20 protein-coding genes are annotated in these 24,431 nt (G+C 28.2%); 17 read left to right on the forward strand and 3 right to left on the reverse strand.

The genetic code is table 11. The annotated features are described in order from the left end of the window. Nucleotides 1-72: 72 nt before the first annotated feature. A complete protein-coding gene (locus TEGL_RS08370; protein WP_018591271.1) occupies nucleotides 73-774 on the forward strand; it encodes a superoxide dismutase in 702 nt (233 codons plus the stop codon). Nucleotides 775-884: 110 nt separating this feature from the next. After that, entirely contained in the window at nucleotides 885-1,451 is a 567-nt protein-coding gene (locus TEGL_RS08375; protein WP_018591270.1) for a hypothetical protein, read from the forward strand. A 286-nt stretch (nucleotides 1,452-1,737) separates the two neighbouring features. Here the strand turns inward: TEGL_RS08375 and TEGL_RS08380 are convergent, their stop codons facing one another. After that, nucleotides 1,738-2,106, reverse strand: coding sequence for a metal-dependent transcriptional regulator (locus TEGL_RS08380; RefSeq protein WP_018591269.1), 369 nt, complete (start codon nucleotides 2,104-2,106; stop codon nucleotides 1,738-1,740). A 190-nt stretch (nucleotides 2,107-2,296) separates the two neighbouring features. Here TEGL_RS08380 and TEGL_RS08385 point away from each other — a divergent pair, with 190 nt between their 5' ends. The 14 genes from TEGL_RS08385 to pepV all read left to right on the forward strand — a co-directional run bounded on the left by TEGL_RS08385 (nucleotide 2,297) and on the right by pepV (nucleotide 21,936). Further along, the gene (locus TEGL_RS08385) at nucleotides 2,297-3,256 is read left to right on the forward strand and encodes an AraC family transcriptional regulator (protein ID WP_018591268.1); all 960 of its coding nucleotides are present in this window, start codon (nucleotides 2,297-2,299) and stop codon (nucleotides 3,254-3,256) included. Between the two features lie 16 nt (nucleotides 3,257-3,272). Then, nucleotides 3,273-5,021, forward strand: a complete 1,749-nt coding sequence (locus tag TEGL_RS08390; RefSeq protein WP_018591267.1) for an ABC transporter ATP-binding protein — start codon at nucleotides 3,273-3,275, stop codon at nucleotides 5,019-5,021. Then, nucleotides 5,021-6,751: an ABC transporter ATP-binding protein gene (locus TEGL_RS08395; RefSeq protein ID WP_018591266.1), complete on the forward strand. Its 1,731-nt coding sequence runs from the start codon at nucleotides 5,021-5,023 to the stop codon at nucleotides 6,749-6,751. Before TEGL_RS08390 ends, TEGL_RS08395 begins: the two co-directional genes overlap by 1 nt. Nucleotides 6,752-6,913: 162 nt before the next feature. Then, the gene (locus TEGL_RS08400) at nucleotides 6,914-7,114 is read left to right on the forward strand and encodes a cold-shock protein (RefSeq protein WP_018591265.1); all 201 of its coding nucleotides are present in this window, start codon (nucleotides 6,914-6,916) and stop codon (nucleotides 7,112-7,114) included. Between the two features lie 838 nt (nucleotides 7,115-7,952). Then, on the forward strand, nucleotides 7,953-9,047 hold the full coding sequence (locus TEGL_RS08405) for an SH3 domain-containing protein (protein ID WP_018591264.1): 1,095 nt from the start codon (nucleotides 7,953-7,955) through the stop codon (nucleotides 9,045-9,047). A 249-nt stretch (nucleotides 9,048-9,296) separates the two neighbouring features. After that, entirely contained in the window at nucleotides 9,297-9,626 is a 330-nt protein-coding gene (locus TEGL_RS08410) for a DUF1904 domain-containing protein (protein WP_018591263.1), read from the forward strand. Between the two features lie 277 nt (nucleotides 9,627-9,903). Continuing rightward, nucleotides 9,904-10,686, forward strand: a complete 783-nt coding sequence (locus TEGL_RS08415; protein WP_018591262.1) for an N-acetylmuramoyl-L-alanine amidase family protein — start codon at nucleotides 9,904-9,906, stop codon at nucleotides 10,684-10,686. Between the two features lie 124 nt (nucleotides 10,687-10,810). After that, on the forward strand, nucleotides 10,811-11,026 hold the full coding sequence (locus TEGL_RS08420; RefSeq protein ID WP_018591261.1) for a PF20097 family protein: 216 nt from the start codon (nucleotides 10,811-10,813) through the stop codon (nucleotides 11,024-11,026). Nucleotides 11,027-11,266: 240 nt separating this feature from the next. Continuing rightward, nucleotides 11,267-12,409, forward strand: coding sequence for a pyridoxal-phosphate-dependent aminotransferase family protein (locus TEGL_RS08425; RefSeq protein WP_018591260.1), 1,143 nt, complete (start codon nucleotides 11,267-11,269; stop codon nucleotides 12,407-12,409). Nucleotides 12,410-12,431: 22 nt separating this feature from the next. After that, on the forward strand, nucleotides 12,432-12,962 hold the full coding sequence (locus tag TEGL_RS08430; protein ID WP_018591259.1) for an ECF transporter S component: 531 nt from the start codon (nucleotides 12,432-12,434) through the stop codon (nucleotides 12,960-12,962). Between the two features lie 416 nt (nucleotides 12,963-13,378). Then, entirely contained in the window at nucleotides 13,379-15,223 is a 1,845-nt protein-coding gene (locus tag TEGL_RS08435) for a site-specific DNA-methyltransferase (protein WP_018591258.1), read from the forward strand. Nucleotides 15,224-15,225: 2 nt separating this feature from the next. Further along, the gene (locus TEGL_RS08440) at nucleotides 15,226-18,279 is read left to right on the forward strand and encodes a type III restriction-modification system endonuclease (protein ID WP_018591257.1); all 3,054 of its coding nucleotides are present in this window, start codon (nucleotides 15,226-15,228) and stop codon (nucleotides 18,277-18,279) included. Between the two features lie 30 nt (nucleotides 18,280-18,309). Then, nucleotides 18,310-19,875, forward strand: coding sequence for a deoxyguanosinetriphosphate triphosphohydrolase family protein (locus tag TEGL_RS08445; protein ID WP_018591256.1), 1,566 nt, complete (start codon nucleotides 18,310-18,312; stop codon nucleotides 19,873-19,875). A gap of 711 nt (nucleotides 19,876-20,586) precedes the next feature. Further along, nucleotides 20,587-21,936, forward strand: coding sequence for a dipeptidase PepV (gene pepV, locus TEGL_RS08450; protein WP_018591255.1), 1,350 nt, complete (start codon nucleotides 20,587-20,589; stop codon nucleotides 21,934-21,936). 214 nt (nucleotides 21,937-22,150) lie between these two features. Here the strand turns inward: pepV and TEGL_RS08455 are convergent, their stop codons facing one another. Then, nucleotides 22,151-22,276, reverse strand: coding sequence for a hypothetical protein (locus tag TEGL_RS08455; protein ID WP_018591254.1), 126 nt, complete (start codon nucleotides 22,274-22,276; stop codon nucleotides 22,151-22,153). A gap of 380 nt (nucleotides 22,277-22,656) precedes the next feature. On the opposite strand from TEGL_RS08455, the gene TEGL_RS08460 reads away from it, so the two are divergent. Beyond that, complete coding sequence (locus tag TEGL_RS08460) at nucleotides 22,657-23,250, forward strand: hypothetical protein (protein ID WP_018591253.1); 594 nt, start codon at nucleotides 22,657-22,659, stop codon at nucleotides 23,248-23,250. A 122-nt stretch (nucleotides 23,251-23,372) separates the two neighbouring features. On the opposite strand, the gene TEGL_RS08465 is transcribed toward TEGL_RS08460, so the two are convergent. After that, nucleotides 23,373-24,419 carry a hypothetical protein gene (locus tag TEGL_RS08465; protein WP_018591252.1) on the reverse strand — a complete coding sequence of 349 codons (1,047 nt, stop codon included), beginning with the start codon at nucleotides 24,417-24,419 and terminating at the stop codon, nucleotides 23,373-23,375. Between the last annotated feature and the right edge of the window lie 12 nt (nucleotides 24,420-24,431).

Here is a 24,431-nt window from a genome sequence, read left to right on the forward strand (position 1 = left end):
TTTGATAGGCCTTTTATAATGTGAAATATTTTCAGACTATTTAAGAAATACTATTGTTGAGGTGATATAAATATGAGAAAAAAATTATTAGCAGTAGGATTTGGATTTTTACTTCTTTTTACAACCTACATAAGTATATTTTCCTTGGGGATGAAGGACATTCAACAATTTAAAGCAGTGCCATTGCCATATCACTACGATGACTTAGAACCATTTATAAGCAAGGAAATTATGGCTTATCATCATGGTAAACATTACCAAACTTATGTAGATAATTTAAATAAAGCTTTGGCAAATTATCCGAAATACCAAAGCTATTCTTTGGAGAAACTTTTGAAAAATATAGATTCCTTACCAAAGGAAATCTATACACCTTTAAAAAATAATGCTGGTGGAGTATATAATCACGAGTTTTTCTTTTCTATTATGACACCTAGTAAAACTGCTCCTTCTGATGAATTGAAAAAGGCAATTGAAAGAGATTTTGGAACTTATAATAATTTTATGGATGAATTTAAGAAAGCTGCATCAAGTGTATTTGGTTCAGGATGGGCATGGCTTGTATCTGACTGTGATGGAAAATTATCTGTAATTACAACAGTTAATCAAGACTCACCTATATCAAATAATTTAACACCAATTATTTGCATAGACCTATGGGAGCATGCTTACTACTTGCAATATAAAAACAACAGGGCTTATTATATAGATAATTGGGTTAATGTTATTAATTGGAAAAAAGCTTTGGAGAACTATACTAATGTGGCACAATAATTAAAATATATACTGTTTTTATTATTTTTAATAAAATCAAAACTTTTTTTAGTAAATTCTAGTCTAATAAATGGATCATAAAGAATTTATAAAAAGAAAGGAAAGAATATATGAAAATAAATAATAAAATTATAATAATTATGTGTCTAGGATTAACATTAAGTGTAGGATGTAGTAGTAATAGTGAAGGAAATAAGAATGATTCAAGTGTTGAGAATATAGAAAATCATATACCATATGTGAATGATAATATGGATGAAATTGATAATTCTATTGTTGATGAAAGATATGAAAATGTAAAAAAAGAAGAGTTAAGTTATGATAACAAAGAGGAAGGTAAGGAAGTGTCAACAGAGGTGCATCCAGCTGATTCAATAAAGGATGATACTTCATATAAAAGTATTTTACTTGGATTTACATATTTTTCTGAGATAAATCCAACTAATGTACCTTATGATAAGTCTATAGAATTAGTAAAAAAAGTTCTTCCAGATGACATAAAACAAGTGGCCTTAAAAAAAGATAAAGAAGTAAATAAGGAATATATTTATTATGAATCAACTAAAGGTAATTTTAGAGTAGGTCTGTGTTATGGATATGAATTTAATGATGAAAATGAGGAGATAGTAAGTAAGGATAAAATAGTTGGAATAGATTATAGTAAAGAGATAAAATAGAAATAGCATATTTAATAATAAAAGTGATATATCCATGAAACTTTATGGGTTATATCACTTTTTTAATACAATCATTTATATTTTTATAAATATCAGAAACTTAGTTACTAAGAATTATATAGGTAGTTCTAGTAATCATCTTTTTATTAAATATAAAAAATGTCTAGGTGTAGCATAGGAGTAGAAGCGTATGAAAAACGTCGTTATTATTTTTATAGTTAGATATGATATGGAAAAGTACAATAAAAAAACATAGAAATATCATCAAGTATTATAAATAATATTTCTATGTTTTTTTATTAAGAAATAATTTGATTTTTTCAAAAGATTCTTCACTAATAATATGCTCTATAAGACAGGCATCTTCTTTTGCAGTTTCTTCATTTACACCAATTGACATTAAAGCTTTAGATAAAACTATATGACGCTCATAAATTGATTTAGCTAAGGCATTACCTTCAGTAGTTAAAGTAATATAACCATCATCATCCATGTTTATGTATCCTTTTGTACGAAGGTTTTTCATGGCAACACTAACGCTGGGTTTGCTATAACCTAGTTCTTTAACTATATCTATGGATCTAACTGAACTTAATCTATTTGACAATATTAAAATGGTTTCCAAATAGTTTTCTACAGATTCTTGTTTTTTCATAAGTAACCTCCATTTCTATTAATATTACATTATCATAAATTTTATATAAAAACAATAAGTCTAAAGTTAATGTCCAAATGGATTATAAAAACCAATATGGAGTTGAAGAAAGACAAATATATTTGCTACTATATAGTTAGTCGAAACTAACTGTATCGTGAGAAAGATTAATCTAATAGGAGGGGTGGGGATGTTTTTATCACAAAGATATTCATTTGAAGTATTTGAAAGTTTTTATGAAATTATAGAAGGTAATAATCCAGAAATATTCAAGATAAGAAATAACACAGGTAGTGGAGGATTTAAATCATATAAAGTATTTCCTGGAGTTTATATTACTTATAATGAATTTAATATGAGCGAATGCACATCTAATTTTAAAAGTGACATTAATATGTTTTGTATAGATTATTGCAAAGAAGGCAGAATGGAGTGGATATGTCACAATAATGATTATTTGTATTTGAAACAGGGAGATATGCAAATAAGTATAATAGAACATCATGGAAAAAAATTTGAATTTCCCATAAAAAAATATAGTGGTATAACAGTGGTTTTTTATTTAGACGAAGCTAATCAGAGCATAAAGAAAGTTTTAAATAATTTTGATGTGGATTTATATGATTTAAAAGACAAGTTATGCCCCAAAAATGAACCATTTATAATGAGAACAAAAAGTGGAATAGAGCATGTGTTTAATGAATTGTACCAAGTAGATGACCAGATAAGAGATTCTTATTTAAAAATAAAAATCTTAGAGTTGTTACTTTTTTTCAAAACTTTAGATGTAAGTAAAGATAAAGAAGAAAGAAATTATTTTACCAAATCTCAAGTAGATAAAGTAAAAGAAATTGAAAAATATATGATTAAAAATATTGATAAACACATTACTTTAGAAGAATTATCTAATAAATTTGATTATTCACTAACTTCAATGAAAAAATGTTTCAAAGAGGTATATGGAGATTCCATATATAGCTATATGAAATCCTATAGAATGAATGAAGCATGCATTTTATTGAAGGAAACCAATGACAATATTAGCAATATAGCTAGTTATTTAGGATATGATAACCCAAGTAAATTTGCGGCGGCTTTTAAATCTGTTATTGGGTTTACACCATTAAAATATAGAAATAAAGAATTTTAATAAGGGAGTGGTATAAATGAATAAAAAAAGCACTATTGCAAGTCTTATTGATTTTGCAAGTGATCACAAAAAGTACTATATAATTTCAGTTATATGTGCAGTAATTGGAGTTGCTTGTAGTATATTACCATATTATTTGGTTGCAAGAATAGTTGTTGATTTAGTTAATGGAGTTAAGGATTTTAATAATTATGTTAATCTTTGTGTTATATGTATGGTGTCTTGGTTTTTACGAGTATTATTTCATAGCATATCAACTACTTTATCTCATAAAGCTACTTTTACAGTAATAGCTAATGTGAGAAAAAGATCTATTGAAAAATTGGCTAATATGCCCCTTGGAGATGTTTTAAATATACCTTCAGGGACTATGAAATCAATCATAGTAGAAAAGATAGATAGTATAGAAACAACACTAGCCCATGTTGTTCCAGAGATAACATCTAATTTGCTTGTTCCTTTTGCAATTGTTATTTACATCTTTACCATAGATTGGAGAATGGCACTTGCATCTTTAATAACAGTTCCCCTTGGAATATTATGCTATATGATGATGATGAAAGATTATGAAAAAAATTATGGAAATTACATTAACAAAAACAAAATATTAAATGCCACATCAGTTGAGTACGTGGCAGGAATACAAGTTATAAAGGCTTTTAATCAATCTGCATCGTCTTATGAAAAATTCACTAAAGCGGCATATGAAGCAGCTCATTCAGCTATAGATTGGATGGAAAAATGCAATATTTACTTTTCAATTGCTTTATCAGTATTTCCAGCAGTACTAATTGGAGTACTACCTATTGGATGCATGTTTTATATAAATGGAAGTTTAACCTCAGAAAATTTTATAAATATTATAATTTTAGCCCTAGGAGTTATGACACCACTTATAACAGCCGTGTCATATTCAGATGACATAGCTAAAATAAAAACAATAATAGGTGATATTAATAGCGTATTAGAAAAAGATAATCTAAATAGACCAGAAGTTTTAAATAAAAAATTATCATTTAATAATATAAAGCTAAAAAATGTATGCTTTTCTTATGATAAAAAACAAGTATTAAATAACGTGGACTTAAATATAAAAGGTGGTCAAGTAAATGCACTAGTTGGACCATCTGGCGGAGGAAAGTCTACAATAGCTAAATTAATAGCCTCACTTTGGGATGTGGACAAAGGGAGTATAGAAATTGGTGGAATAAACATTAAAGATATACCTTTAGAAATACTTAATGAAAAAATAGCTTATGTATCTCAAGATAATTATTTATTTAATGATACTATAATGAACAATATTCGTATGGGAAATTTAAAAGCCTCAGATGAGGATGTAAAGAAAGTAGCACGAAAAAGTGGATGCGAAGAATTTATCTTAAAGCTTGAAAATGGATATAACACAATTACTGGATCTAGTGGAGGTCATTTATCAGGAGGAGAAAGACAAAGAATTAGTATTGCAAGAGCCATGCTAAAAGATGCTGATATTGTAATTTTAGATGAAGCAACTGCATATACGGACCCAGAAAATGAAGTTATTTTGCAAAAAGCTGTAGGAAAACTTGTAAAAGGAAAGACATTGATAGTTATAGCTCATAGACTCTCTACTATTATAGATGCTAGTCAAATTATAGTAGTTAATAATGGAAAAATAGAAAGTAAGGGAACACATGAGGAACTACTTAAAAAGTGTAAATTATATAAAGATATGTGGATAGCTCATAATAGTGTTAAAGATAGAAAAGAGGTGGCTATATAATGTTGAAAATATTTAATAAGTTTTTTAACTTTTCTGGAAAATATAAAAAATACTTCTATGATTCTATTGTAATTAGTATTTTTTATTCCATATTTGAAGCAATAAGAATTCCTGCCATAGCCATTGTACTTAAAGATATGCTAGAAAATAATATGACGGAAAAAACCATATTTTTAAGTTTAGGAATTATGACTGTAAGTATAGTAGGTTGTTCCATATTAAAAAACAAAATCACAATGAAGCAAACCATAGGTGGATATGAATTATGTGCCAACAAACGTATTGATATTGCACAACATTTAAAATATGTGCCAATGGGTTATTTAAATGATAATGGTTTAGGATATATAACTTCTATTACTACTAATACACTGGAGATGCTTCAAGATGTGGCAACAAGGGTTATAATGTTATCTACTCAAGGTTTTATAAATACGTGTATTATAGGAATATGTGTCTTGATTTATGACTATAGAATAGGTATTCTTATATTTTTAGGAATATTAATTTTTCTTGGTGTAAACAATATTATGCAAAAAAAATCCAACAAATTATCACCTGTTAAAACTGAAAGTGATAGTAGACTAGTAGAGAAAATACTAGAATATATACAAGGAATTTCCATAGTGAAATCTTATAATTTATCACATCAATCAAATCAAAAAGTAATAAAAGCTATTGATGATAATAATGAAATAAATTATAAAATGGAAAAAACATTTATACCTATTATGGGACTTCAAACTTTTGTACTAAAGTTTATGGGAATATTAGTAATATTAACTTCAATTTATTTTTATACAAATAATTCAATGACTCTTATAAATTGTATATTAATGATAATCTGTTCATTTATAATTTACGCCCAATTGGAGTCAGCAGGTAATTATTCTGCTCTTCTTAGAGTAATGGACAATAGTGTAGATAGGGTTAATACAGTATTTGATACTCCTATAATAGATGTGAATGGTAGTGAAATAATTCCTGAAAATTATGATATTAATTTTCATAATGTAAGTTTTAGTTATGAAAATAGAAAAGTAATTGATAATATGATGTTTGATATTCCACAAAATACAACTACAGCAATAGTAGGACCTTCTGGAGGAGGTAAAACTACCATATGCAACTTAATAGCTAGATTCTTTGATGTAGATAAGGGAAAAATAACATTGGGAGGAAATGATATAAGAAGCTATAAATTAGATAGTTTACTAAAAAATATTAGTATGGTATTTCAAGATGTTTATTTATTTCAGGACACAGTGGCTAATAATATAAAATTTGGTACTAATAATGCATCTAGAGAAGACGTAATAAAAGCAGCTAAAAAGGCTAGTTGTCATGACTTTATTATAAATCTACCAAATGGATATGATACTCTAATTGGTGAAGGTGGAGCCTCACTTTCAGGAGGAGAAAAACAAAGAATATCTATTGCTAGAGCTATGCTTAAAGATGCACCGATTATAATTTTGGATGAAGCTACAGCAAATGTCGATGCGGAAAATGAAAAACAACTTCAAGATGCTATTGAAGAATTAACAAGAAATAAGACTATAATTATGATTGCCCATAGATTAAAAACTGTTAGGAATGCAGATCAAATTTTGGTTGTGGATGATGGGAAAATTGTACAACGAGGAGATCATAATAGTTTAATTAAAGAAGAAGGTATATACAAACAATTTATTGATGTAAGAAAAGAAGCTGTTGGATGGCAACTTTAGTGATATAAAAAGTATTAAAATCAAGTAAAAGTATTAAATAAAATAAATTATTGAAATATATTTCAAAAAAGTGTGTAAATTATGTTAAAATAGTATATAATAGAATGTGTAATAAAAAAAATATATTAAAGCCTTTATAAAAAGGTTAAGGAGAATTATTAGATGACTAACGGAACAGTAAAATGGTTTAACAATGACAAAGGATTTGGATTTATATCAGTAGAAGGTGGAGATGACGTATTCGCACATTTCTCAGCTATACAAACTGATGGATACAAGACATTAGAAGAAGGACAAAAAGTAAGTTTTAATATAGTACAAGGTGCTAGAGGACCTCAAGCTGAAAATATAACTATATTATAATATTTATATATAGATTGTATAGAAAAAAGACCCATTGGGTCTTTTTTTATTTAGAAAATAATCTGCCATATGTCCACTCACTATAACTACATCAGACTTTAGAAATTTATCAAATGTTGCAAATACACTGTTCACTGCATTAATATTTAGACAATACATGGATAACTGTTAAGAAAAATGATTATATTTGGTTTGGAGCTTATGCACCACAATGCTGTTATGGCGTGGGTAGAGAAAATTTATCATACATATATTCAAAAGACTGTAATAGGGATGTTATTTTTATTATAAGCAATTTCAGTAACAAAATGATTGTTAAAAATTAAAAAGCATGGAAAGTATATTTACTTAAAATTAAAGGAGATAGCATGATAAAAATCAAATATTAAAAATAGGGGCTAGATTATTAAAAGTAAAATACTGAAAAAATCCCATGTAATAGTGCTAATTTTTATGGAAGTGCAACATTAAAGATCTGGTGATAATAGATGAAAATTTATTATTAAAGAAGCATATTTTTTTACACGTAGAATATATTAGTATGGTTAGCAATATTTAAAAAAAGAGCTATTTTATAAAAGTTACAAAAGTTACAAAAAAGAAAAAAATGGAAAAAATATAAAAATCGCCTATATATTGAAAATACTAGGTTTTAGCTATGATAAATTAGAATTTAAACATATATTTTGTTAATGATTTGTAAATAATTTTCAAAAAACACTTCCAAAAGTTACAAAGTTGTAATAACATATAAGTATAGATTTAAAATTTAAGTGATTAAAAACACAATAATTAATTTAGAAAGATTATTCTAAAACACAATATTGGAGGAAAATATATGTTAAAAAATACTTTAAAAGCAACAGCGTTTGCATCAATGGCAATGGCACTAGGGGCTTGTGCTTCTGTTGAATCTCAAGCGGCAACAGTAAAGGAAGATCTAAACCTTAGAGAGGGTGCATCTACTGAACATAATGTTAAAGAAGTACTTGACCAAGGGCAAAATATAAAAATATTATCAGAGTCAAATGGTTGGTACAAAGTTAAGACTTCAGACGATAAAACTGGTTGGTCATATGGTAAGTATGTAGATGCTTCAAAAAAAGAAAAGGAAGAAGCAAGTGCTGTTACAGGAACAGTAACAGAATATTTGAATTTCAGAAAAGGTCCATCAATTGAAGATGAAATAATTAATGTTCATGAAAAGGGCGAAAGTGTAAAAGTTTTATCAAAAAAAGGTGACTGGTACAAAGTCAAAGCTTCAAATGGCGAAGTAGGTTGGTCATATAGAAAATATATAAAAGTATCAGATGCTGAATTTGCATGGTCAGACAGTGATGCTAATGGAACTTTAAAAGACAATGCTAATATGAGAAAAGGGGCATCAACTAATTATGACGTTATAAAAGTTTTAGATGAAGGAGAAAAGGTAAAAGTAATATCATCATTAGATGGATGGTATAAACTTCAAACTTCAGATGGAAAAACAGGATGGGTACATAGCTCACATTTAGATACTGATGTGGCTTTAATGACAGTAAATAAAACTTCAAAAAGCTCTGATTCAAAAGAATCATCAAGTGTAAAGGAATCATCAAACAAAAAAGAATCATCTAAAGAATCATCAAAAGATAAATTATTAGATTCAGAAGTTTCATCTTCATCAAAGAAAAGTATAGTAGTATCAGCTACAGCTTATAGTGGAGATGGTGTAACTGCAACAGGAACAAAACCTAGATGGGGAACAATAGCTGTAGATCCAAGTGTTATACCTTATGGAACAAAAGTCTATATACCTAGATTTGGAAAAACATTCATTGCAGAAGACTGTGGTGGAGGAATAAAAGGAAATAAAATAGATATATTTATGAATTCAGAGTCACAGTGTAATAGCTGGGGAGTTAGAAACATATCTATACAAATATTAGATTAATATAAATTAAAGGGATATATGGGCGCTAGTGTTAGCGTACCGAAGTATTTTCGGGTTTGTCAATAAAAGTGTATAAGTAGTTTTTATTTTGTAAATCAGGTAGATAAAATTAATCTACCTGATTTTTTAATATTAATTTTTTTTAATAATTTGTTATAATATATCTATTACAAGATTGTCCTATATGGGAAACATGGTCTAAATAGCAAAATAAATATAAGTAATAAATTCAACAACAGGAGGAAAGTTATGCCACAAATAAAAGTAAGAGGAATAAATGAAAACGACATCTGCAAGATAAGTGAAAAGATGATTGATGAATTAGTAGAAGCAGTAAAATGCCCAAGAGATTATTTTGAAATAGAATGTATAAAGTCTGTTGCTATAAGAAATGGTAAGATAGCAGATGTATATCCATTTGTAGAGGTGGCTTGGTTTGATAGAGGTCAAGAGGTGCAAGATACAGTAGCTGAAATAATCACTAACAATATAAGAGAAAATCTAAATATAGAAAGTATGGATTTGGCTTTTACAGTTTTTGAAAAAGAGAAGTATTATGAAAATGGAGAGCACTTCTAAAAAATTGTAAATTTGTTAACTAAAAAGTTATATTACTTTATTTAGATAGAATTATAAAATATAAGTTAATATAATACAAAAAGGTATACACAAAAATGTGTATACCTTTTTGTATTATACATATCTAGCTTTGTGCTATGTTTAATTTATCCTATTCCTATTATAAAAACCAGATTTATTGTACAATAGAAAAAGAGATTGTTTTACTAAGTTACAAAGTTTTATATTTAAAATATATAGAATACAAATAAAGAGTAAATAAAAAAGGGGCGATAATATGAAAAAGAAAATTATTTTATTATTTGTTGCAGTAAGCATGTTAGCTTTGATTACTGGCTGTGCAAAAACTAATTCTAGTGAAAATAATGATGATCAAAAAAATAAGGTAGAAGATACACAAGGTGATAAAAATAATGACTCTGACAAAGATAATAATTCAAAGGTTACTATAGTTATAGATCCAGGGCATTCATCAACAGGAACATCAGGAAATGAACCAGTATCACCAAATTCTTCTAAAACAAAGCTAAAAGATGGATTAGGAGCAACAGGATCATTCACAAATATACCAGAGCACAAAACTACCATGTCTGTGGCATCATTACTAAAAAAGGAACTGGAGTCAAAGGGTTATAATGTGATTCTAACTAAAAATGATGTATCAGAGTCTAAAAGTAATATAGAAAGAGCTGAAGTTGGTAACAAAAATAGTGCTGATTTGGTAGTGAGAATTCATGGAGATTCTTGTGAAGATAGTAGTGTGAATGGTGCATCTATGCATGTTCCAGCTAATAATGAATACACATCAAGTTTTTATAAAGTTAGTAAATCTTATGGAACAAAAATACTTAATACATATGTTAAGGAAGTCGGTATAAAGGATAGAGGAGTTATAGAAAGAGATGATTTGACAGGATTTAACTGGTCTAAAGTGCCTGTTGTTTTGATAGAGATGGGATTCTTGTCTAATAAAGAAGATGATATATTTGTTAGTAATACAGAAAATCATCCTAAAATAGCAAAAGCTATAGCTGATGGAATTAATAAATGCTTTGAATAGTGAAATAGTTTATTTATTAGGCATATCAATTTTTACATTATTGTAAATTGTTATAATGAATTAAATAATATAATATTAAAATAAGTGAAAATTTAATTTTTATATATGAAGTGGGGTGTAAATTATGAAGTGTCCATATTGTAATAATGATATGATATTAGGGGTTATACGTGGAGGTAGAGATTCTATTAAATGGATACCAAAAGAAAAAGATAAAGGTGTGATTTTATCCAATTTTGTAAAGGGAATTAAAATTTTAGAGTGGCTGGATTCAAAAGTAGAAGGTTATTATTGTAAAGAATGCAACAAGATAACCATCGATGTGCCAAAACAATTATAGCACACCGTTGATGAATTGATAAAATGAGAATAATAGTTTAATATAACAAAATATAAAAAGCTGCATATCAATTGAGATAAGCAGCTTTTTTGTGTATTCTCCATGGATTTTTATGCACTTATTTATCCTTCTATTACAAAAATGTATTAATACAATTCTTAAAAAGAGTAAAATTGTATGATATGAATAAAAAAATCATATATAATTATTTCATAAGTATTTTAACAAGGAGAGAAAATTATGAACAATAAAAATGTATATATGCCAGGACCAAGTAATGTTAGGGAAAATGTAAGACAAGCAAGAAGTATAAAAACTACAAATCCAGATGTGGATGTTGATTTTGTGGAATTTTATAAAAATACTTGTGATAAAATGGCAAAAATAATAAACACTAAAAACGACGTATACATACTAAGTGGAGAAGGTATATTGGGATTAGAAGCAGCCTGTGCATCATTGACAGAGAAAAACGATAGAATTTTAGTTATAGATAATGGTGTATTTGGAAAAGGTTTTGAGGATTTTGTAACTATGTATGGTGGGGAAGCTGTACTTTTTAGCAAAAGCTATAAAAAGGCTATAGACGTGGAGGAATTAGAAAGATTTTTAGAAAAAGACCATGATTTTAAATATGCAACTATAGTCCACTGTGATACACCAACAGGAGTTTTAAATGATTTAAGCAAAATATGTCCATTACTTAAAAAGTACAACATACTTACTGTTGTAGATTCAGTGGCAGCCATGGTTGGAGAAGAACTTTTAGTAGATGATTGGCAAATAGATATGGTACTTGGTGGATCTCAAAAAGCCGTATCGGCTCAACCAGGTCTTAGTATAGTAAGTGTAAGTGAAGATGCCAAAAATACTATGAAAAATAGAAAAAGTAAAATAATAGGTTTTTACTGCAACTTAACAATATGGGAAGATTACTATGAACAAAAATATTTCCCATATACAATGCCTATAAGTGACATTATAAGTTTGGATAGAGCTTTGGAAAATATATTAGAAGAAGGAATAGAAAATACAATAAAAAGACATGAAAGAATTGCAAAATCTACAAGAGAAGCACTTAAAGAATATGGTGGAGAGTTATTTTTAAATAGTGGATATTCTAATACTGTAACAGCACTAGTTATACCTGAAAATATAGGAGCCCTAAATTTAACTAAGTATATAGGTGAAAAATACAACACAATAATTGGAACATCACTGGGAGAATATGTGGACAAATTACTTAGAATTGGCCATATGGGAGAAAATGCAAAACTAGATAAAATAATATATATATTAGATATTTTAGATAATAGTTTAAAAGATTTAGGTTTTAAAGGAAATGGATCTTTAGTAAGTTTGTTTAATAAATACTACAAATAAATATGTGTGTGGGGGATATAAAATGCAAATATCAAATGAACGTAGAAAAACTATAGGAACTAGAGATTTAGTAGAAACTGCTTTACTTATAGCATTGGTATTTATAGCAACAAGGTTTATTAACATAAGACTGCCCATAGCATCAAGTGGAGGATTAGTACACTTAGGAAATACAATGTTATTTATTTCAGCAATTGTATTTGGCAAGAAAAAGGGTGCTTTAGCTGGTGCTTTTGGTATGGGATTGTTTGATCTATTGTCAGAATGGGCAATGTGGGCACCTTTTACATTTATAGTTAGAGGGGTAATGGGATATATTATAGGAAGTATTGCCTGGTCTAATAATAAAAAAGGAAACAGTGTTTTAACTAATGTTTTTGCCATAGCAGTGTCAGGGATTTGGATGATATTTGGGTATTATGTAACAGAGATAATATTATATGGAAACTATATACAACCTTTAGCATCTGTGCCAGGAAATATTACTCAGATAGTTGTAGGGTTAATTATAGGTGTTCCTGTAGCGAAGGTTGTTAAGAAATATATTAGATAAAGCTAAAGTCCTTGTTGTTTTGATAGATATGTGGGTTCTTGTCTACCAAAGAATCTCTTCAAGTAACTAGAAGTAATGGTGTAACAAAAATAACTTTAAAATCTAATTCAAATAATATATAAAGAAGGTATTACCTAAAATCAGGTAATACCTTCTTTATATATATATAATTAATACAGAAAAAAGGTGTGAATATTGTTACGAAAACTTTATTTAATCCAGAAGTGGAGAAAATTTGAATGGGAGCCACCTATTATGATAAAACATTTCAAGTAGCTGATTTTTATATATAATTAAAATTAAATAGCTAAAAACTTTAATTGCTTTAAATTGGTAGAAAATATATTGGAAATAAATTAATATTTAAGAGAAAGTAAAAATATATTGAAATATGTTTAATAAAAGGGGAATAAGAAATGAAAGCTTTAAAGGGGATAAGTTTAGATTTAAATAAATATAATTTGGATAAACTGAGGGAGATTTTTCCTGAGGTATTTTGTGAAGAAAAGATTGACTTTGAAAAATTGAGATTGTTTCTTGGGGATAAGGTGGAAGACAAAGAAGAAAGATATGAGTTTACTTGGAATGGCAAGAGTAATGCTATTAGAATAGCTCAAACATCTTCCACTGGAACTTTGCGACCTGATAAGGAAAGCAGTAAAAACTGGGACGATACGGAAAATCTTTATATTGAGGGAGATAATTTGGAAGTGCTTAAGCTACTGCAAAAGAGTTACTTTGGTAAGGTAAAAATGATTTATATAGACCCTCCATATAATACGGGGAAGGACTTTGTTTATAAGGATAATTTTAGGGATAATATTGCTAATTATAAGGAGATTACAAATCAAAGTACTAAGGCTAATCCTGAGACTAATGGCAGATATCATACTGATTGGTTAAATATGATGTATCCAAGGTTGAAGTTAGCTAGAAATCTTTTATCAGAAGATGGAGTAATATTTATAAGCATAGATGATAAAGAAATATGTAATATAAGAAAAACTTGTGATGAAATATTTGGAGAGTCAAATTTTATTTCTCAATTTATATGGCAAAGAGCTTACGCTCCAGTAAATATGAATAAATTTTCATCACCAAATCATGATTATATATTGTGTTATGCAAAATCATTAGATAGTACAAATGAATTTGGTCTTCCTAGAAGTAAAGATACAAATGATAGATATAAAAACCCAGACAATGATATTAGAGGGCCTTGGAAAAGTGACAATTTTTCTGTAGGGCCAGTAGTAGAATCTAAAGTGTATCAAATTATAACGCCAGGTGGAAGAAGAGTATTACCTCCTAAAGGAAGATGTTGGCTATTATCAAAAGAAAGATTTGATGAATTTAACAAAGATAATAGAATATGGTTTGGAGAAGATGGAAATAATGTGCCTTCACTAAAACGTTTTCTAAGCGAGGTGAAAAACACAACAACTCCATTAACAATATGGCCATATGCAGAAGTAGGTCATTCTCAGGATGCTAAAAGGGAGTTAAAAGATTTATTTGATGGTGAGGCTATAATGGACTATCCCAAATCTCTTAAATTAATGAATAGGATACTTGAACTACCAAGATTTAATAATGGTATAGTATTGGACTTCTTTTCAGGATCATCTACTACAGCAGAAGCCGTTATGAAAATTAATATAGAGGAAAATAAAAATTTACAATTTGTTATGGTACAAATACCAGAATTAGTAGACGAAAAAAGTGAGGCATATAAATCAGGATATAAAAATATCTGCGAAATAGGAAAAGAGCGTATAAGAAGAGCTGGAGAAAAAGTAATATCAGAAAACAAAGACAAAGAAGGAATAGAGAATCTTGATATAGGATTTAAAGTATTTAAGCTAGACTCTTCTAATTTAAAATCTTGGGATTCGAGTATGTGTGATGTGAACGACTTAGAAAATCAACTTAAGAAAATGAATACTAACCTTAAAGAAGAAAGAACAAGTGAAGATTTGCTATATGAAATACTGCTAAAAAGTGGTATAGATTTAACTGCAAAAATAGAAAAAATCGTAGTAGGATACAACAATCTTTACAATATAGGTTGTGGAGCATTACTTGCTTGTTTAGATGATAAAATCACACAAGATGTTATAGATGAAATACCAAAACACAAAGCGCTATTTATGGAAACTAAGGTAATCTTCAAAGAAGCTGGATTTATGAGTGATGATGCTAAAATAAATGCTATTCAAAACTTAAAACAATTTAAGATAACTGATGTAAGGAGTGTGTAGTTATGAAATTAAAATTTCAGTCTAATCTACAGTATCAAAATGATGCAATTTCTTCCATAGTATATATCTTCAAAGGACAGCAAAGTAGACAATCAAATTTTACAGTTTTAAATAGCAATAATATAAATAGTGGACAAGAGCAAATGGGTGTAGTGTATACAAATACAGGAATAGGAAATAGTTTGGATTTAACTTATGATGCTGTTTTAGAAAATGTCCAAAACATTCAAATGAAAAATAATTTAAAAAGAAGTGAAGATCTTAAAGGTATAGATGGCGTTTTAAATAGAAATGAAAAGCCTATAGGAAGTAATTTTACTGTGGAGATGGAAACAGGTACGGGAAAAACTTATGTCTATTTAAAAAGTATATATGAACTTAATAAAAACTATGGATTTACTAAGTTTGTAATAGTAGTTCCTTCTGTTGCCATTAGAGAAGGAGTGTATAAAACTTTGCAAATAACAAAGGAGCATTTTAACTCTATATTCAATAATGAGCCTGCAAACTATTTTATTTATGATTCAAATAAGCTGGATAAAGTAAGAAGTTTTGCCACTTCAAATACTATTGAAATAATGATTATAAATATAGATGCTTTTAAAAAGAGTTTTGATGACCGTACTAAAGAAAATCAATCTAATATAATACATAGACCACAAGATAAGCTAAATGGTCAAAAGCCAATAGATTTGATTAAAGATACTAATCCCATAGTTATAATAGATGAGCCACAAAGTGTGGACACCACAGATAAATCTAAAGAAGCTATAAAATCTTTAAATCCACTGTGTACTCTAAGATATTCTGCTACTCACGTACATGAGTATAACATGGTATATAGACTTGATGCTGTAGATGCTTATGAAAGTAAGCTTGTTAAAAGGATAGAAGTATTATCTATTAGAAGTGAGGATTCTTTCAACTTACCATATATAAAGCTTGTGGAAGTAGGAGAGAGAAAAGGTAAAGCTGAAATAGATGTGGAGGACAAAAAAACTGGTGTAGTAAAAAGAAAGAAAGTAGCTTTTAAATATGGTGATGATTTGAAAGAATTATCAAATGGTCGTGAAATGTATAATGATTATAAAATCACAGATATGGACTGGAATAGTAATAAATCATACGTTGAGTTTAAAAATGGTAAAGTAATTTATCTTAATGAGTGTATAGGCGATTTGGACGAAGATGCTGTTAAAAGATTTCAAATAAGGAAAACCATAGAAGAACATTTGGACAAAGAAGTAATGCTTAATAAAAAGGGAATAAAAGTACTTAGTTTGTTTTTTATTGATAAAGTTTCCAATTATAGAGAATACGACAAAGACAATAACCCTACAAAAGGTAAGTATGCCAAAATGTTTGAAGAAGAATATACTAAGATGATTACTTTAGATAAATACAAAGACAATGAAAATACAGATATAGATGTAATGTTTACACATAATGGTTATTTTGCTTCAGATAAGAAAAAAGGAAAGATAGTTTATAAAGATACTAAGGGAAATACCAAGGCTGATGATGATGCTTACAACTTAATTATGAAAGATAAGGAAAGACTTCTAAGTATGGATAATCCTCTTAGATTTATTTTCTCCCACTCTGCTCTTAGAGAAGGATGGGACAACCCTAATGTTTTCCAAATATGTACGCTAAAAGAGTCAAAAGGGACATATATAAGTAGAAGACAAGAAATAGGTCGTGGTCTTAGACTTTGTGTAAATCAAGAAGGTGAAAGGGTAGAGGACTACGGAGTAAATAGGCTAACTGTTATGGCAAATGAGTCTTATTCTGAGTTTGTAAGTGGACTTCAAAGTGAAATTGAAAGAGATACTAATATAAGATTTGGTGTAATTGAAAAACACAGTTTCGCCAATGTGAAGAGAGCTGATAATAATAACTTTGGTGAAAATATTTATATGGGATATGATAAGTCACAAGAACTTTACCAGTATCTAGTGAAGAAAGAATATATAACTGAAAAAGGTAATGTTACAGATAAGTTAAAAATTGCCATAGATTCTGAAGCTGGAAGTGAAAATAGCTTAGAACTAGATGATGAATTTATGGATTTTTATATTGGAATACATGAAGAACTGAAAAAAAGAACTAAGGGCTATGAAATTAAAGATGCATCTAAGAAAAAAAGAGTTCAACTTAACAAGGCTGTGTTAGATAGTGAAGAGTTTGTGAATCTGTGGAACAAAATAAAAGCTAAAACTATTTACCGTTTACAATTTGACAGCAAAGAATTAATAAGAAAATCTATAGAAGACATAAAAGCAATGCCTAAAATAAACTCACCTAGAATATTTTCATCAAAAGATACCATAGACAAAATGGAGAGAGAAACAGGTTTACAAGGAAGAACCATAAGAGAAGATGAAGACAAGTTGGAGTACAATATCCAGCTACCAGATATAATAACTGATTTGCAAAATAAAACTAACTTAACTAGAAAAACAATAATAGATATGTTAATTAATTCTAAAAGGCTTGAAGATTTTAAAAGAAATCCTCAAAAATACATAGAAGAAGTAACTAGAATAATTAGAAAAAATCTAAGACTTATGGTAGTAGATGGTATAAGTTATTCTAAGTTTAGAGGTGGAGATTATTATTCCATAGAAATGTTCAATGATGGTGAACTTCTAGCTTACCTAAACGACAAAATCGTAGAAAGTAAAAAGTCTCCTTATAACTATGCTATTTGTGATTCCAATGTGGAGATAGAATTTGCGAAAAAGTTTGAAGAGAGAGAAGAAGTTAAGGTTTATGTTAAACTTCCTAGCTGGTTTAAGATAGAAACTCCTATTGGAAGTTACAACCCTGATTGGGCAGTTGTAATAAATGAGTTTGATGAAGAAAGACTGTATTTTGTAGTTGAAACTAAAGGTAAAAGTGATATTAATCTTCTTAGAGAAGAGGAAAAAGCTAAGATTAAGTGTGCAAGAAAGCACTTTGAAGCTCTTGGCGAAGAAGTTGAATTTAGAGGACCTGAGAAAAGTGCTCATGAATTTATGGAAAAGGTTAGAGGAGCGTTGGAAGAGGCTTAAATTATATTTTATAAAGTAGGGAGTGTAAGAATGAAAACACAAGAATTAAATATTAAATATGAAGATATAAAAAGTAAACAAATATTTAGGGCAAACGAGAAAGAAGTAGAGAGGTCTATTGAGCCTGTTCCTACTCATCCAATAAGAAATAATTTTCAAAGGGATAGAGATAGGATATTGTATTCTAGAGCATTTAGAAGATTAAGTGGTAAAACTCAAGTGTTTACAACTTCTAATGATGATCATATAAGAACAAGATTAACACATACTTTAGAAGTTTCTCAAATTGCAAGAACTATATCTAAGGAATTAGGATTAGATGAAGACTTAACAGAAGCAATAGCATTAGGACATGATTTAGGGCATACACCGTTTGGTCATGTAGGAGAAAGAACATTAAATCAAATAATGAATGGATGCTACAAAATATCGGATTTTAATGAAAATATTTTAGATGAAAATAAAGGATTCAAACATAATTTACAAGGAATAAGAGTAGTAAATGAACTTGAGGAAGAGCCTTTAAATCTTACTAAAGAAACTATATGGGGAATTGTAAATCATAGTTCTAAAAAATATAAAAAATGCTTAGATTTAAAAAAGGATGATTTTGTTAATTGTAATTTAAAACATAAAAATTCAAAGCATGACAATTGTGGTTATAATCTATCTTTACAGTACTATGATAATTATCTCAACAAATTAGAACATGATAAATTTTGGACTATTGAAGGTTTAGTAGTAGCATTGGCAGATGAGATTGCACAAAGACACCATGATATTGAAGATGCAATTGAATTTAATATATTAAGTATTAGAGATATATATGATGAAATAAGTAAGAGATTTAGTGAGATTCTTAAAAAATATGAATACACTAATCAAAGATATTCACTTGATGAGTTAGAAAATGAAGATAATAAGTATAAAGCGATAGCTAAGTTTTCTAAATTTATTGTGGATTTTTTGACTACAGATTTAATAAATCAAACTAAAGCAAATCTTATAGAGATGAAAGGAAAATTTAATATCGGTTCAAATAGTGACTTTTATAATAGTAGAAAGAAAATTAGCAATTTACCAATAGAAAACAAAGAAAAAGAAAAGAGTTACATATTGAGTATTGTTAGTTTTTCTCAAGATGTAAAAGCAGCAGATGAAGAGTTTCAAAGGTTTTTGAAGAATAGAATATTAAAATCATTTGAGGCACAAAGAATGGATGGAGTAGGAAGTTATATAATAACAAAGTTATTTGAAGCATATACTCATAATCCTCAACAACTTAGAGATAAAACTATAGATAAATTATTTAAAAATATACATGACAAAAAAAGTGACTTAAAACAAATTTTCAATGATGATATGGATAAAGGTGAAAAAGAATTTATAGGAAATGTATTAGATAGTTTTGAAAAGGTAAAAAACACTGGAGATAAAAGAGATTTTATATCTGACTTACATTATAAAATAATGAAACATGGTTTTACCATTGAAGACATCTATAAAAATGCATTGATGAGAACAATATGTGATTATATTTCAGGCATGACAGATAATTTTGCAATAAAAGATCATAAATCACTTTATAATAAGTAGTAAATTCAAGACATTTATATGTTTTGAATAGGTGTGTACAGTAGTGCAAACTCAGAGTGTTTGTTTCAAGATTTTGCATAACTTGAAAATAATTCTATTGTGCTATAATTTTGGCATATCATAAGAATTTGCCTCAAATTATGTGAATGATGAAGTTGGAAGAGGATTATGAAATGAGGAAAGAATAATTTTTGTTTTAGTAAATTATAAACAAATTAAGAGTGGAAATGGAGACGTGTAATTTAAGAAGTTTCATGTTAAATAGCTATGGTTATGAGATCATAGCTATTTTTATAAATTATAATATACATAGTGATCAAATCAAAAGAAAATAGCTGACTTGAGAGGTGAGTGGAAACAAGAAAATAGCAAATCCAATGCATTAACATGCCAGATTTAGGGACTTTTCACACAATCTACAGGATATGCTAAAGTAATTAAAAAGAAGGTCTTTAGCTACTTGTTTCCAGTAAGGCATGAATCATGGGATGCAGGTAATGTGTATGTGGGTAAATATTCTAAAAATGCCATTCGATTGACTCTTGACTAGATTGAGGACTATAATAAATGGTAGTATATTACAAAATAGCTAACATAATACTTATGAGCAGGATTTATTATTATAAGAATTTCACTTAAGTTATACAAAAAGATATAACTACTGATTAAATGAAATAAAATATGATTATTTTATGAAAGAAGGTATAAGAAATGAATAATAAATTAAACGAAATCGTTGAAAAAAACAGTAAAGAATTAATCAAAGCCCTACAAGATATGGTTAAAATTAAAAGTGTAAGAGATACACCTAAAAAAGGAATGCCATTTGGTGAAGGAGTATGCAAAGCCCTTAATAAACAACTTGAGATTGCTGAAAAACTAGGGTTTAAAGTAACCAACGTAGACAATTACTATGGATATGCAGAATATGGTGAAGGGGAAGAATACGTTTGTGCTCTTGGTCATTTGGATGTAGTTCCAGAGGGAGATGGATGGCAATATGGGCCTTATTCTGGTGAAATAGTTGATGATAAATTATGGGGAAGAGGTACTGTTGATGATAAAGGACCTATAAATGCAGCCTTGTTTGCATTAGCAGCGCTTAAAGAATCTGGGTTTAAGCCTTCTAAGAAAATTAGAATTATCTTTGGATGTGATGAAGAAACAGGTTGTGAAGATATGGAGTATTATAATGAAAGAGAAAAAGCACCTATTTACGGATTTACACCAGATGCTGATTTTCCAGCAATTTATGGTGAAAAAGGAATTCTTCGTTTTGAACTAACTACTCCATTTGATTTGACAGATGGTTCAAACATTAAGAGCATAGCTGGTGGAATAGTGGTAAATGCTGTTCCTGATAAAGCCGAAGCCATTATTACTGGGAAAACGTGTCCAGAGACACAAAACATTACTTGCAAAGAAAATGCTGATAAAAGCGTAACTGTATCAGCTAAGGGTATTCCTGCTCATGGAAGTATACCACATACAGGCAAAAATGCTATTGGCATATTAATTAAATATTTAGTAGATAACAACCTTGTTGAAGGCAAAGAAGGAGAAGAACTTGCATTTATACGTAAGTATTTATGTGAAGGAACTTTTGGAGCTGAGCTTGGTGTAGATATGGAAGATGAAACAGGACAATTAACAATGAATATGGGTATTGTAGAGGTTGTAGATGGAAAACTTCGTGTACATATGGACCTAAGATACCCATGCACAAAGACTGAGAAAGGAATATTGGAAACTTTCTTGGCTAAGTTACAAGGATTTGATGCAGAGAATGTGGAAAATGCAAAACCACTTTATGTGAGCAAGGATAGTAGACTTATAAAAACTGTAACAGATGTATATAGTGAATTTTACGGTGGAGATAGTACTGCTACTGCAATTGGTGGAGGAACTTATGCAAAACACCTTAATAATATAGTAGCATTTGGTCCATGCATTCCAGGAGAGGAAGTTGTGGAACATACTAATCATGAATATATAAAAATAGATCATCTGATAACTTTGGCTAAAATATATGCCAATGCACTTGAGTTACTTTCAAAGTAATGTATTTGAGATAATATAGTTATTAAAAAGGCAGCTATCGTATAAAATTAATAAGAGTAAGGCAAGTTATATAAAATATGACTTGCCTTATTTTTATATCTAAAATTATAGAAAATGAGAATAATATCTTAAAAACAAACTTTTACAGAAACTTCAAAGGATAGAGTGATACAATATCTTAAAATTACAAGTATGGTGTTCTTTTCAAAAAATATTACTTTTTATTCTTTAATTTTTTATATAAAAAAACTCCACCACCTATAATTACTATGCTTAAAGCTATATAAACAAAAGTTGTAGATATTCCAAAGGCATAACAAGTGCTATTTGCTAATTCCATAATAAATCCCCCTTTTTTTATTTATATTAATTATTAATTTAGTCATAGCATAATGCATAAAAATCAAACAAATATCTTACATAACTAAGTAATATTAGATACCTGTTTGATTTTAGAATATATTAAGTAACCTATATACTTTTAAATACCATAGTTCTCTTTTATTATTAAGAGAGTTATCTAATCAAATTTTATTATAAATCTATATGTATAGCCTCGTAATTTTCAAGTGCATGCTTATATACAGCTTCGGAAGCGCATAAATTTATTTAAATTTTTAGTAACATAATGGTAAATAAATTAACATATGAATATAGAGTTATTAGGCAAACCGGATAGAACTTGTAAGTGCAAATAATTATTATTAGGGGGTATGCATTATGTTGGAAAGTTCAGATGAAAATCCAAATTTAAGTGGACAATCTACTAGAAGAAGAATTAAAGATATACACGAGGAAATTAGAGAAGAATTTTCAGATAAAGAATTATATGACAAAATATATGATATTATATGCTATGAATTATGTGGAGAGGTAAGACTTATAACTTCTGAGTTATCAGAAATAATGAACAGATTATGCAATGTAACACAGGAAGATATTAAAAGTAGTGTAAAATATGAATTATATAAATATACAGAAGATAGAAGTAAAAGGCAAAGAGATTATGTAAATGCAATAACAGAAACATATAAAACAATAAGCATTAATAAAAGGCCTGAGGCTGTAAATATAAATCACTATTTCACAAAATTCGAAATTGAAAGAATGAAAACTTATTTTAAAAACGTGAACAATTTAATAGCTACCTTAGATGAAATTCATGAAGATATAAAAGAAACATTGTATTTTGAATGGGAAAATGAATGTCCATATGATGATTATAGAGATGATAATGGTAGAGATGAATATTGCAATGTTATAAATCCAGGATATTTAGATCCTGATGATCCATATCATTACTTTCATGAATAAAAAGAAACTTAAAACATATTTATATTCAGTGGATGTCAATCCTACAAAAAATTCGTAAAATGCTAAAAAGGGCCTTAAAATCCACTTATTCGGATTTAAAGGGCCTTAATTTTAGGCATTCTTTATTTTATGTAAAAAGACACAAAATTCAAATCATCAAATTGCTTAATTTCGAATTTATCTAATAGTTTAAAATCATCAATATTATAAGTATATATATATTCTCCGTCACAAGATATAAATTTATTGTCATGAATATAACTACAACTGTTTTTGTTTTTACTTTTAAATACTTTGATATTTTCAATATTATTCAAATCAACTTTAGCAATTCTATTTCCAGTATCATTATCGTGTGAATCATATTCAACTACATATAGATTATTATTATGTAAATGCATACGCCCTAAATTTTTAAATGGTAATTTGATTTTTTCTATAGATTTTTCTTTTAAATTTATTTTCAGCATTATGTTTGAGAATTCATCATTTCCATCACAATATAGCAATGCATACATATTTTCACCTATTATTTTAGCATCAGATACATAAGTTGATTCACCTAAATCAATAGTATCACTAACTTTTAAATTAGATTTATTTAAAATATATAAATTAGTATGACAATTCTTTGGTGCATCATCGTCATTATTTATAGAATAAAGCTTATCTTTATTTTCTAATAAGAAACATCCTGCATCATCAATTTGTGTAGATTCAATCACTTGATTTTTTTTAATATCTGTTTTATTAATTTGTGTTCCTTGTGCATTAGAAGCACCTGTGTAAGCGTATTTATCATCTATGCAAAAAATTGTAGGAGAAATATTATAAGCATCAACTTCCTTGGCTTTTAATGTATTCATATTTATTTTAACTATATAATTATTAATATGGTTTTTATAAATTGGATCTGCATAATAAATATCATCACCGTTTTTTAAACCGACCTCAGTAAAACCACCTAGATTAATTCCTCTAAATTTCAATTTTTTATCGTCGATTAGCTTCCCACTTTTATCATATGTTACTATTCTAGACTTGGAGTGAGTCAAGCTATATACTACACCATAGTCATAATCAGATACTTCTTTATTAATATTTGAGGATACTATATAAAAAAATAGACTAAGTACAACTATAAATGGAATTACCAATTTTTTTTTCATGAACTTTATACT

This window comes from Terrisporobacter glycolicus ATCC 14880 = DSM 1288, from assembly GCF_036812735.1.
Lineage (GTDB): Bacteria > Bacillota > Clostridia > Peptostreptococcales > Peptostreptococcaceae > Terrisporobacter > Terrisporobacter glycolicus.